This window comes from Paenibacillus sp. 32352, from assembly GCF_002042965.1.
GTDB lineage: Bacteria > Bacillota > Bacilli > Paenibacillales > NBRC-103111 > Paenibacillus_S > Paenibacillus_S vulneris.
In genome coordinates this window covers 275,359-288,395 of record NZ_MZNT01000007.1, presented here as the reverse complement: position 1 = coordinate 288,395, position 13,037 = coordinate 275,359, and the positions used below count along the sequence as shown (strand labels likewise).

The following is a 13,037-nucleotide window of genomic DNA, read 5'->3' as shown; positions in this document are numbered from 1 at the left end:
AACAGCTCATTCTGGTCAGAGTGAGCTGTTTTTGGTTTTGCGGACCCAGGAAATGGCAAGCAGAATCAGCGGATACAAGAATAGAATCGTGAAGGAATAGAACGGGGCTGTCGTTGCAAAAAAATGAATCAAGTCTTGTAAAGAAGGGGTGACCCAAATACTAGTCAGGCCGCACAGCAGCCCCATCGGAAACACAAGAAAGCGATAATGGGACAAACCAAGCCATTGTGCTGTACCGATGACAAGCGAATAGTACCATAAAGCGATCTGAACAAATCCTCCCAATATCCAGGTGACCATGACAATAGCATCAAGATGCTCAATAAAATTGATGAAGCTGATATAAGACGCCGCATAATACACGGGGAAGCTGATGTGCCCGGTGAGATTTCCGAAGACGAACAGGCTGGCAAAATTCGTTGCCACCATAATCAGCATCATGAACAAGACCGATAACATGCCGGCCTTGAGGCCTTTGGAAAGGTCATGGACGAAGGGAAACAAAAAGGTGATCAGGAAAAATTCCAAGAACCAGGTATGAGGCACTATAGAGCCTTGCAGAGCCGGCAGGATTCCCTTTTCCAGCATAGGCAGCATCTTTCGGGGATCCATATCCGGGATCAGCATGGCAAAAATGCAGACGAAAACCAAACCGATGAACGGTAAAAACAGCTGCGTACAGCGGGCCAATACTTCAATACCCGAGCGCACCGCAAAGGCACATACGACGATCAGGCTCATGGTAATCGTAATCAGCGGAGTTCTGGATAGGAAAGCGCTGACCACAAACTCACCGTATTCCCTCAAGATAAGACCGACTCCATGAAGCAAAAAAAATAGCACGAGCGAATTGGCGCATTTGCCAAGGAAACGTCCTAGAAGTAATTCACCAAATTGCATAATGGACTGGCCGGGAAATTTTTTATGCAAAGCCCACATGATGATAACGACAATAAATCCGCTTATAGATCCCAGGATGGGGGAAAGCCACATATCTCTTTCGGCTTGTTTTGCCGTGATGGCCGGAACGATTAACGTTGAGGTCGCCCCGATCATCAAATACATCAGCATTCCTAGTTGAAGTGCGGAAATCTTCCCTTTGTCGATCATTCGGTTGATCTCCTTTACTGGAAGTAAGCGTATTCGATTCTTTGTTCTCATTGTTGACGAATTGCGGCGGCGATAAACGTATAAAGCTCATATAGCAGAGGGCGGAGAGTATGTGGAAAGAGAAGCGGTAAGTAGTGAGAGAAATGGTTTGACTGGAATAGGGGATAGTAGTCGTCAGTCTTGGGCTGAAACTATTCGAAATGATTATTAACTCATAAGGTAAATGATCCGAAATACTAAGTATCGGTTTGTTCAAATAATCTATCAACTACCTGAAAGGAAAAAATAGCAGAAGTCCTTTCATTAGGGTCAGTTTTGGTATAGATATCATTGTTATAAGTTTTAAGGGTTCATAGTTATGGATTTAAATTTAGGAGGAATTCGTTATGAAGAACGTATTTCGGAAATCGACATTCATGCTTGCCATTGCATTAACCCTTCAAGTGGTCATGGGAAGTTTTTTTATGCAAATAGCCTTTGCATCCCCTCCTGTCTTAACCACTAGTCCTGGATCCGCATCTTTCGTGGCCGGGGATAACACGACATCGACTCCCGTCGTTATTGACTCCGGTATCACGGTAACTGATGGAAGCAGTACTACGCTTGCAAGTGCAACAGTTGCCATTCAGAACGGTTTTCATGGTGGAGAAGATTTCTTGGGGTTCACCAATGATGGGGCGACCATGGGCAATATTTCGGCCAGTTATAATGCAGCCACTGGCGAGATGATACTGACATCTGCAGGCGCAACGGCCACCTTGGCACAGTGGCAAAGCGCCCTAAGATCCATTACTTATACTGATACGGCCATAATGCCAAATACAGCAACGCGCACGATAAGCTTCACCGCCATTAACGGCACAGGAACTACCAGCGATATGGTGACGAGAACAGTTACAGTGACTGCGACGTACCAAACACCTAAAGTAAAAACCACCGGCGGGACGACCGCCTACACGATCGGCACGTCTGCAGTCACAATTGACTCCAATGTGACGGTGTCCGACCGTGATAGCACAACAATGTCTAGTGCGCTAGTATCTATCGGGACCGGCTTTCACTCTGGAGATACGCTGACTTTCGTCAATACCAGCGCGACCTTATTCGGAAATATTGTTGGAAGCTATAACGCAGTCAACGGCGTTCTGACTCTGACGTCGTCGGGCGCAACGGCCGCCTTGGTGCAGTGGTCAAATGCTTTAAGCGCGGTCTGGTTCTCCACAGCGGCGAGCAGCATGCCTGGGATTCGTACGATTAGCTTCATCGTGAACGACGGTACCAAAATCAGTGCCGCTGCTACGGATGAGGTAGATGTGATTGGGCCAGCAGTGCCTGTCGTCACGACTCCGGCAAACGGGTCGACGACGAACGATACGACACCAGTCATCAGCGGTACTGCGGAACCAAGCCATACGATTACCATTGTGTTGGACGGAGCTGCCGCAGGAACGACAACGGCTGCGGCCAACGGAAGCTGGTCGTGGACGCCGGCAGCAGCTCTTACCGAAGGACCTCATACGGTGAAAGTGAAGTCGTTGGATGGGGCGGGCAATACGAGCCCCGATTCGAATACGAGCACGTTTACTGTTGACACAACACCGCCGGCAGCTCCTGTCGTCTTAAGGCCAGCAAACGGGTACATAACGAACGATGCTACGCCAATGATCGGCGGCACTGCGGAACCAGGTCTTACGGTTACGATTGTGCTGGATGGAACGGCGGCGGGTTCGATGGTAGCTACAGCCACGGGGACATGGTCGTGGAAGCCCGCATCAGCGCTTGCCGAGGGGACACATACAGTGAAAGCGGCGGCAATGGACATAGCGGGCAATACGAGCCCCGATTCGAATGCGAACACGTTTACTGTTGACACCACACCGCCGGCAGCTCCTGTCGTTGTAACGCCGTCAAACGGGTCCACGATGAACGTTATTACGCCAGCCATCAGCGGTACGGCAGAAGCAGGCACAACGGTAACGATTGTACTGGACGGAGCTGCCGCGGGAACGACAACGGCTGTGGCTAACGGAAGCTGGTCGTGGAAGCCCGCATCCGCGCTTGCCAAAGGGCCGCATACAGTGAAAGCGGCGGCAATGGACATAGCGGGCAATACGGGCCCCGATTCGAATACGAACACGTTTACTGTTGACACAACACCGCCGGCAGCGCCTGTCGTTGTAACGCCGTCAAACGGGTCCACGACGAACCATGCGCTGCCAGTCCTCAGCGGTACGGCAGAGGCAGGCGCAACGGTAACGATTGTACTGGACGGAGCTGCTGCGGGAACGACAGCAGCTTCGGTCAACGGAAGCTGGTCGTGGAAGCCGGCGTCCGCACTTGCCGAAGGGTTACATACAGTGAAAGCGACGGCAATGGACATCGCGGGCAACACGGGCCCCGAGTCAAATACGATTACGTTCACCATCGATACAACACCGTCGGCAGCGCCACTCGTCATAACGCCGTCGAACGGATTCGTGACAAACAATGCGATGCCGGTTATCAGCGGTACGGCAGAGGCAGGCGCAGCGGTAACGATTGTACTGGACGGAGCTGCAGCAGGAACGACAACGGCTGCGGCCAACGGAAGCTGGTCCTGGACGCCTGCGTCTGCGCTCGCCGAAGGGCCGCATACTGCGAAAGCGACGGTGACGGACACCGTGGGCAATACGAGCCCTGATTCGAATACAAACACGTTTACTATCGATACGGCCCCGCCCTTGGCGCCTGTCATCACCGTTCCTGTTAACGGATCGACGATGAACAGTCCGACTTTGGCCATCAGCGGTATGGCAGAGGCAGGCGCAGCGGTAACGATTGTAACGGATGGAGCTGCCGCGGGAACGACAACGGCTGCGGCCGATGGAAGCTGGTCCTGGACGCCTGCGTCCGCGCTCGCTGAAGGGCCGCATACAGTGAAAGCGACGGCAATGGACATCGCGGGCAATACGAGCCCCGATTCGAATACGATTACGTTCACCATCGATACAACACCGTCGGCAGCGCCCATCGTCGTAACGCCGTCGAACGGATTCACAACAAACAATGCGATGCCAGATATCAGCGGTACGGCAGAGGCAGACGCAGCGGTAACGGTTGTACTGGATGGAGCTGCCGCGGGAACGACAACGGCTGCGGCCAACGGAAGCTGGTCATGGACGCCTGCATCTGCGCTCGCCGAAGGACCGCATACAGTGAAGGCGATGGCTACGGACACGGTGGGCAATACGAGCCCTGATTCGAATACGATTATGTTCACCATCGATACAACGGCTCCGGTTATTACACTACTGGGGAGCAACGCCATATCCATTACGGAAGGGGACCCGTTTGTCGATCCGGGCGCGACGGCTGTCGACAACATGGACGGCGATCTTTCAGCGCACATTACGGTAACTGGGACGGTGTACAACCAGATTCCTGAAACGTATTCGCTGAGATATAACGTTCGGGATATCGCCGGCAACGCGGCGCTGGAAGCGATACGAACAGTCCGGGTAAACCCAAGAATCCATACCTCGGGTGACGACTCCGGAGGCGATTCATCCAGCGGTTATTATTCCGGTAATGCAGATCTTAAGCAGCTTATCGTCACTGCTAATGGAATCGAGCTGCCGTTAAGTCCGGCATTCGCTGCCGGAACTGCCGAGTACACAATCGAAACGGATGCAAATCAAATTGAGGTTCGTCCGATCCCATCCGATGCCTTCGCTTCTGTTGCTGTACAAGGTGAGGCTGCAATCGGCGCCAAAACCGTGTCATTGCATGAGGGGGATAATCAGATCGAGATTTCCGTCAAGGCAGAGAACGGTACAATCAAGACCTACGCGTTAATTGTACGCAGGCCACCATCTGCAATACATGATACCCCGTCCTGCTCGTTCAGCGATATCCGAGGCCATTGGGGAGAGTCACAAATTTGCGAAGCGGCTGCGAACGGGATCGTCGAGGGGGATACCCCGAATGCTTTCCGTCCGAACGGACTAGTATCACGGGTGGAATTTGCAGCTATGCTGCTGCGAGCACTTGGGGTGTCCTCCGGGACGGAAGCAAACGAACTCCCGTTTACAGATCGTGCGGACGTTCCGGATTGGGCAAAGGGAACAGTAGGCACCGCGGTTGAGCGCGGCATCCTTAACGGCTATTCAGACGGTACGCTGCGGCCGCGGCAGACGATCAGCCGGTCCGAAGCAGCCGCTATTGTGGCGAGAGCCATGAAATGGGAGCCGATGGATAGCGCAACCACATTCACCGATGACGCAGACATACCGGTTTGGGCCAAGGGCTACGTCCAGTCAGCAGCTCGGTATGGTGTGCTTGTCGGTCGAGAAGGCAACCGATTTGCCCCGGACGAACAAGTGACAAGGGCGGAAGCGGCGGTCACGCTTCTACGCTTGCGGCATCGTTTAAAGTAAAAAACGAGCTCAATCGATTGGATGATGAATGGCGTGGACCGAATACAAGATTTGTCAAAATTTATTAAGCTAACTGGAGAATGGGCTAAGTTGGATGCGAAAGCGAACGGGAACATTGTGTATAAAACCGATAAGGGAATGATCGTGAAGGAGTATGCAAACGGCGAAATCGAGATCGTTCAAAACCCGGGGTTAGTCCATGAATGAATCATCCCCCTATCATGTCGTTTTTTTGCATATCGAACATATATTCAAGTAAAGCTTGTTCGAACGATGGTTGACAGGGTCTATACGAATGTGGACTGGTCAATTGCTATCGATCTGAGAAGCAGCAGATAGAGGATAAAGAAAATACCGCCCGATGATAATATGCTGTCCTTCTGCAGTTAGTTGTATCTAACGTGGAGGGAGGTACATAATTCGGGCGGTTTTTTCTCCATGAAGCTATGAGGGCCAGCTGAGTGAGGACAGGCTAACAGGCTTTCCAGTGAGCCGGCCGTTCGACGGTTGAAGGCAGCTTCGTCCTGGAATCGCCGATCGCCGAGTTAAGCTGTGCCTGGGTAAGGAAGAGACTGCCTGTAAGATCGGCTCCCCTCAGATCCGTGTCCCGAAGGTCAGCCCCGATGAGATCGGCTGCTCTCAAATCCGCCTCCCTCAGGTCCGCGGCAATAAGATAGGCCCCTCTAAGATTCGCACAACGGAGATCGGCGCCTTTAAGCTTGGCTCCGATGAGATCTATCCCGCGGCCCTGCTTCTTCTTGCTTACGGCAGGCCATTGATGCTTACGGCGCAGTTCCTCCCGTACGAGCTCGCTTGTTTGAAGAAGCAGCCCGTTCACCTCGGCTCTGTGGGTGGTGATGTCCAGCCCGGCAAGCTGGTCTGCCTGAAGACAGGTCAGCCTTTCCGTTTCATCGATTGCTGTACGAATCGCATCGTGAATCGGCTGTGCAGCCTGAAGCGTCAGCGCTTCGTTCAGGTACCAGAGCAGCTCATGAAGCTGGCGCATGACGGGGAATACCTCGAACATTTGCTTCGCGGATTCCGGGGCTTGCCGCCAGTCGCGGCCGCTGAAAGTAAGCTGCGATACCTTCTGCCCTGCGCCGAAGCAATCGAATACGGTGCATCCGCGAAAGCCGATGCTGCGGAGGCTTTCGTGTACGCCGCAGCGGAAGTCATGACGAAGGTTCGAACAGGGCTGTCCGGCTTCCTTGCTGACGGCAAAGTCAGCAGATGCCGCGTAAGGCAGGGCTACACAGCATAAGCCGAAGCACTTCTCGCAATCGGACTGCAAAGACGCAAGCCTGTCCCTTTCTATTTTATTTTCGGGCATGTTGTATTCTCCTTATTGATCTTTGTGGCGATTACTTTTCATTTTATGACAAAGCTGGGCATATGCAAAGTTACTTTTCTTATAGAACCATTTGTTACATCCTCATTTTACTGAAGATTTCGGTAGTTACAATGTAAATAATAGGATGATATACCAAAAATAACTATATTGGTTGGCAAATAGGAAGGGGAACCCGTCTGATGAGAAGCGAGAAAGAAATGATGGATTTGATCCTGGGTGTGGCCCGGCAGGATAATCGGATTCGAGCTGTTTACATGAACGGGTCAAGAACCAATCCGCATGCGCCTAAAGATCTGTTTCAGGACTACGATATCGTCTATGTCGTGACGGAGACGGCCTCTTTTTTATCAGACAACGCATGGATCCGTATATTCGGGGATTTGCTGATGATTCAGGAGCCGGATCGATTAGATCAAGGACTAGGAATCAAGAAAAACTTCGACCGCTCGTACGCCTATTTAATGCTCTTTACGGATGGAAACCGGATTGATCTCCAGATAGAGACCATAGAATCCATGCAGACCGGGTATGTCAGCAACAAACTCACCTTGCCCTTATTAGACAAGGATGGCTGCCTTCCCTCCATACCGCCGCCCACAGATAGCGATTATTACGTAAAAAGACCTACGGAAGGGCAGTATAACAGCTGTACGAACAATTTCTGGTGGTGTTTGCAAAACATAGCAAAAGGAATATGGAGGGACGAGCTGCCCTATGCGAAGCTAATGTACGAGCAAACCACCAGAGCTTCCCTTGATGATATGGTTAGATGGTGGATCGGAATCCACAATGATTTTCAAGTTTCTGCGGGCAAGATGGGCAAATATTTCAAAACCTATCTACCCGAAGCATACTGGGATAGGTATCAGCGAACTTATTCGGAGAGTGACTACGAGCGCTTCTGGGAAGCTATCTTTACGGCAGGGGAGTTATTCAGGATGCTGGGCAAGGAAGTCGCCATGTATTGTCGGTTCACCTATCCTGCTGAGGATGATAAGAACATGACCGCATATCTTAAGCAAGTAAGGAATCTGCCTGCTGATGCGAAGAGTATCTTCTAAGCACTGCACGTGCAGCTTAAGACGATTAGTTAACGTGAAAGAATAAGCCTGGCGCATGAATCTGCACCAGGCTTGTTCTATTACGGACTGTCACCGGATAAAAGTCTATGCTTCGCCGGGTCCGTCACTGATTAATCTCAACAGCGCTTCAGGCAATTGAAATTGCTGGTTGCTGATGCTGATTCGCTTGAGTTCTTCTCCCCATTCCTGTGACTGGGCTTCCTTGACTTCCGTAATCTCATTGTGCAGACGCTCCATCTTCTGATCCAGAGCCGCCGCGGAGTCGGATGCTTCTTTCAGCTCCTGCAGCAGGTTACGGGGCACCGTCCGGTTGTATTTGTAGTAAATTTTGTGCTCAAGACTGGCCCAGAAATCCATAGCGATCGTACGGATTTGTACCTCGACGCATACATTTTCCTGCCGATCCGACATATAGATAGGTATTTCTATGAGCATATGAAGACTGCGATAACCGTTAGGTTTCGGGTGCTGTATGTAGTCCTCAATTTCGATGATTTTCAAATCGCTCTGATTTTGCAGCATTTCGCTGATGCGATAAATATCGGCAATAAACGAGCAGGTGATTCGGATACCCGCGACATCGGTAATATGGTTTTTTATATTGGCTAGCGAAATATCCAGTCCTTTTTTGTACAGCTTTTTCAAAATACTTTCGGGCGATTTTAATCGCGACTTGGTGTGCTCAATCGGGTTGTAGTCGTGAAATAACTGAAATTCCTCGGTTAAAATGTCAATCTTGGTTTCAAATGCATCCAAAGCGAATTTATAAGCCATCAGAAACCGTGTAATATCGTTTTTAAATTTGCGGAATTGTTCAACTGGAAGTGTGTTCACAGTCATTCTCCTTTCCATAGCCGCACATAAGCTAAAGGCTCATAATAAAAGCATATACGAAGAGTGAGGTCCAAAGCAAATGCTGCTCACAGGGCGCTGAAGTGATCGGCCAGTCTGCTAATGAACGCTTGGGCTGCTTTACTCAAAAAACGGTCCTTCCGGTAAATAATCACCAGCTCCCGCGTCGGGGCGTCCTCCTTGAAAGGGATGCAGCGCAATGTGCTCTCTTTCATGGATTGAATGAGCTGCAGCGGCTGAATGGTGGCCCCGATATTAGCTTTGACGATATTGATGAGCGAGAGCACGGAGGTAGTCTCCATAATTGTCTTAAGCTGAAAGCCGCGGCTTCGGCAGCAGCGCTCAATCAACTCACGTCCGATGAACCCCATCGGATACATGACCGTATCTATGTGGCGCAGCTCCTCAAGATGGATATAGTCTCGTTCTGACAAAGGATGATGCTCCGATACGACAAGCATGTATTTTTCCTGACACAGAGGAATTTGTACCAAACGATCATCGATGAACGACATGTTACAGATCCCGATGTCGACCTCGTTCGCTAGCACCAACTCCTCAATATTTACGGAGGAGACAACGCGCAGATGAATATTCGGATAGTCATGATAGTAGTCGATCAGCAGCCTCGAAATGCGGTAATCCAGATCGGAAGGCAGTGTCCCCACACTTAGTGCTCCTCTGCGAATATGTTGAAGATCAAGAATCGAATCCTTCACATTTTGCAGGTTGCGGAGGATTTGCTTGCTCTGCTCGAGCAATATAAGTCCTGCTTCCGTGATGGCGATCTTTTTCCCGATCCGGTCGAATAGCGGGGTGTTCAGCTCGTCCTCCAAGGCCCCGATCTGCTGGCTTAAGGTTGGCTGTGATATGCCGATTTTTTCAGCAGCTCTGGTAAAATGCATTTCTTCACAAACTGCAATGAAATATTCCAATTGGCGCAGTTCCATTGGCTGTTCACCTTCTTCAATCATTGGTTTTACCAATGATAATAATAGAAATAATTATATTGATCAATTAACGATTTGCTCTTACACTTACTACAGCGATTGAGGATTTTACAAAAAGAGACAGGATGTAGGAGTGGATACGTAGATGAAATACCGATTCGGATATTTGCTTTGCGCGCTTTTCTTGGCTTCGCTCAATTTGCGGCCGGCCATTTCTTCCATATCTCCTTTATTGGAGACGATTCGTAATGATTTAGGCATGAACGGCTCGGTAGCGAGCCTGTTAACCTCTATTCCGGTGCTGTGCATGGGCGTCTTCTCGCCATTGGCGGTGAAGCTGAGCAGCCGGTGGGGGCTGGAGAGAATATTGACGCTTTCTCTTATCGTGATAGGACTGGGTACGGTACTCAGATTCTCTTCCGGCTCCTCCGCGCTGCTGCTTGTAACGGCATTTCTAAGCGGCCTTGGGATTGCTATTTGCGGACCGCTGCTGTCTGGATTTATCAAAAAATACTTTGCCGACAGGGCGGCATCCATCGTCGGAATCTATTCTATGGCGTTGGTCTTGGGCGCCGCACTCAGCGCCGGTCTATCGGTTCCGTTACAGTCGGTAATGCACGGCTCATGGAAGGCCTCCTTGGCGATATGGGCATTGTTTGCCATCATTGCCCTCCCGATCTGGATTCAGCTGTCCCTGCGGGAGAAGCGTGCGGCAGGCGCTGCTCAAGGAGTAGCCTCCAATGAATCGCGGCTGCCGCTGCGCAGCAAGCGGGCATGGCTCTTGACCGCATTTTTCGGCCTAATGGCATGGATGTTCTATTCTATGACGGCGTGGCTCGCTCCTGCCATGGTGAGTCTCGGCTATGATAAAGGCTTTGCGGGAGGAATGCTGACGCTGTTTACAGTCATTCAAATACCGGTCAGCTTCTTCCTGCCGATGCTCATCGCCCGGTTCCCCAAAAGGATGTATTGGCTGCTGGGGTGTGCCTTGCTGGAGCTGGCCGGAGTGATCCTGTTCATAACCCATGCGAATCCATGGCTGATTGTGATCCTCCTTGGCCTCGGAGCGGGAGGGTTGTTCCCAATGGCACTCATGCTGCCGATTGAGGAGACAGACAGTGCGGAAGCGGCAAGCGCTTTGTCGGCCATGAATCAATCGGGCGGTTATATTGTCGGCTCCCTTGGCCCGCTGTTCGTTGGCTGGGTGCATGACAAATGGGGCGGCTTCGAGCAGGCTTTCGGAGGGCTGGCTGTTCTGATCGTTATTATGCTGGTGCTTCAACTGAACATAGGCAATAAGAAGAAGCAAACGCCAGCAAAGCCTGCTGCACGGATGAAAGCAGAAGTAAGCAGATCATAGGATTCGTTTGTAAATGGAAGACGTGCTTAAACGACTGATCCATTGCCTTTAGCGCATTGGTAAGAGGTTGTCGGCACGTCTTTGTTGCTATTGGAAGCCGAGACGTCGGTCGCAGGAATTTTTTATAAAGAAAGGGCAACAATCTATAAAAATGTCAATAGGACGGTCATCTTCCCTGCTGTATGATCAAAGGGAATTTATTCCATAGTACAATGAGGAGGCGGAAAGAAGATGATCATAACGCGGGCGAAAATAACGGCATTTGCGGTTCTGCTTACAGCTGTTGGTCTAACTATTGCAGGGAATCAAGCTTCAGCAGCAGCTGGTGATGAAGAGCTGTCGTCAGGCAAACTAAGAATCATGACCTCCAATCTGAGGACGGCCAGTGCCGTTGACGACCAGCCCTGGGAGAAGCGGCGTCCGGTTATGAAGCAGCTCATCGAGGCGGCCAAACCGGATGTTATTGGAACGCAGGAAGGAATTGACAGGCAAATCAAAGATTTGGAAGCGGATTTGCCCGATTATGGATGGATCGGCGTTGGCAGGGAAGGCGGCAATCTGGGCGAGTACATGGCCATTTTCTACAATAAACAGCGGCTGAAGCCATTGGAGCAGGATCATTTCTGGCTTTCCGACCGTCCCAAGCTCATTAGCTCGGCAGGGTGGGGGAACCGGATACCACGGATGGTGACCTGGGTCAGGTTTCAGGACCTGCACAATCACAAAACCTTTTACATGGTCAATACGCACCTGGATCATGAATCTGAAGCCGCCCGCCAAAAAAGCGCGCAGCTTATAGCGGATACGATCTCCTCTTTAGATCCCGATGTTCCTGTGATCTTGACAGGCGATTTCAACACGACACCGGACGGAGCCGTGTATCAAACCTTGGTCCAATCAGGGCTGATGGAAGATGCTTTTTTTCAAGCCCATCAAAAAATCCACGATGACCTGGGCACCTTCCATAATTACAAAGATCCAACAGGGGGCGGGGGCGCCAAACGGATTGACTGGATCTTGTCCCGCGGCAAGGTGAATGTCGTCCGAAGCGAGACGGTAACCTACCAGCAGGATGGCCAGTACCCGAGTGATCACTATCCGGTCATTGTGGATCTGGTCCTGCAGAAGACGAGTAAATCACCGGACGAAACGGTAGTAAAACAGCCAGCCAAGCCTGCCCTGCTCATCACAGAGGTCGTGCCTAATTCGACCAAAGGAAATTACAATTATGTGGAAGTGGTCAATAACAGTGATCGCGATATCGATCTCGACGGGTATAAACTTTATTATTACTACGATCCGCTGCTTCCGTTCGACAAGGCGAAATCGAACAAATGGACGATTCAAAAGGATACCTACAGCACCAGCAGTATTATAAAACCGGGAGAAGCCAAAGTCATCTGGATTAAGAAGCAGCCTTGCTGCTATAGCCTGGGTATCGATAGTTTTCGTGATCATTACGGATTGACGGCGGCCGATTTGAAGGAGGATCAGCTTTTAGCCGTCTTCACGCCCGGGGATAACCAAGGACTTAATGGCACGGCAACGACGGGGCGCGCCTTGGGCATCATGTCGCCGGACGGCGCCCAGCAAGCCGGAGTGCAATACAACCTGGGTGTACTGGACGTTCAGGCGAATGAAGCGGTTACCTATACTGCGCCTGCTCCATTCATCAGCATCATGCAAAAGCTTAGCAGCCATCAGCGTGCGACTCCGGGTATCCTTGCTGAAGGGCAGCTGGCGGGGAAATAGCGTAGGGTATATAGGTGGGGTTTCCTAGGAGGGCTTGCGTTCGCCTCTTTTTGGGAAATCCCGCTTATTTTTTTATCGCGCCCCTAGCAAAAGCTCGTTGAAATTTGTGGAATCCACTCCAAATTGGAAGGGCTTTAATTTCCTGCAGCGAACTATATTAGGAGA

General features: G+C 50.9%; 9 protein-coding genes. 5 read left to right on the top strand and 4 right to left on the bottom strand.

Annotated elements, in window-relative coordinates; all coding sequences use genetic code 11:
- Positions 1 to 15: 15 nt before the first annotated feature.
- Entirely contained in the window at positions 16 to 1,110 is a 1,095-nt protein-coding gene (locus B1728_RS18385) for a GerAB/ArcD/ProY family transporter (RefSeq protein WP_179136075.1), read from the bottom strand.
- Positions 1,111 to 1,496: 386 nt separating this feature from the next.
- Here B1728_RS18385 and B1728_RS18380 point away from each other — a divergent pair, with 386 nt between their 5' ends.
- Together B1728_RS18380 and B1728_RS18375 are read left to right on the top strand one after the other, a co-directional pair.
- Complete coding sequence (locus B1728_RS18380; RefSeq protein WP_079911805.1) at positions 1,497 to 5,525, top strand: Ig-like domain-containing protein; 4,029 nt, start codon at positions 1,497 to 1,499, stop codon at positions 5,523 to 5,525.
- A 24-nt stretch (positions 5,526 to 5,549) separates the two neighbouring features.
- Positions 5,550 to 5,732 (top strand): hypothetical protein, encoded by a 183-nt coding sequence (locus B1728_RS18375; protein WP_079911935.1) that lies wholly within the window; start codon positions 5,550 to 5,552, stop codon positions 5,730 to 5,732.
- A 265-nt stretch (positions 5,733 to 5,997) separates the two neighbouring features.
- Here the strand turns inward: B1728_RS18375 and B1728_RS18370 are convergent, their stop codons facing one another.
- Positions 5,998 to 6,855, bottom strand: coding sequence for a pentapeptide repeat-containing protein (locus B1728_RS18370; protein ID WP_079911804.1), 858 nt, complete (start codon positions 6,853 to 6,855; stop codon positions 5,998 to 6,000).
- A gap of 200 nt (positions 6,856 to 7,055) precedes the next feature.
- On the opposite strand from B1728_RS18370, the gene B1728_RS18365 reads away from it, so the two are divergent.
- A complete protein-coding gene (locus tag B1728_RS18365; protein WP_079911803.1) occupies positions 7,056 to 7,937 on the top strand; it encodes an aminoglycoside 6-adenylyltransferase in 882 nt (293 codons plus the stop codon).
- Between the two features lie 105 nt (positions 7,938 to 8,042).
- Here the strand turns inward: B1728_RS18365 and B1728_RS18360 are convergent, their stop codons facing one another.
- Together B1728_RS18360 and B1728_RS18355 are read right to left on the bottom strand one after the other, a co-directional pair.
- Complete coding sequence (locus tag B1728_RS18360) at positions 8,043 to 8,798, bottom strand: GTP pyrophosphokinase (protein ID WP_144027910.1); 756 nt, start codon at positions 8,796 to 8,798, stop codon at positions 8,043 to 8,045.
- Between the two features lie 80 nt (positions 8,799 to 8,878).
- Positions 8,879 to 9,760 (bottom strand): LysR family transcriptional regulator, encoded by an 882-nt coding sequence (locus B1728_RS18355; RefSeq protein WP_079911800.1) that lies wholly within the window; start codon positions 9,758 to 9,760, stop codon positions 8,879 to 8,881.
- A 145-nt stretch (positions 9,761 to 9,905) separates the two neighbouring features.
- Between B1728_RS18355 and B1728_RS18350 the strand changes: the two genes are divergently transcribed.
- Positions 9,906 to 11,120, top strand: coding sequence for an MFS transporter (locus B1728_RS18350; protein ID WP_079911798.1), 1,215 nt, complete (start codon positions 9,906 to 9,908; stop codon positions 11,118 to 11,120).
- 231 nt (positions 11,121 to 11,351) lie between these two features.
- Positions 11,352 to 12,872, top strand: coding sequence for an endonuclease/exonuclease/phosphatase family protein (locus B1728_RS18345; RefSeq protein WP_079911796.1), 1,521 nt, complete (start codon positions 11,352 to 11,354; stop codon positions 12,870 to 12,872).
- Positions 12,873 to 13,037: the final 165 nt, after the last annotated feature.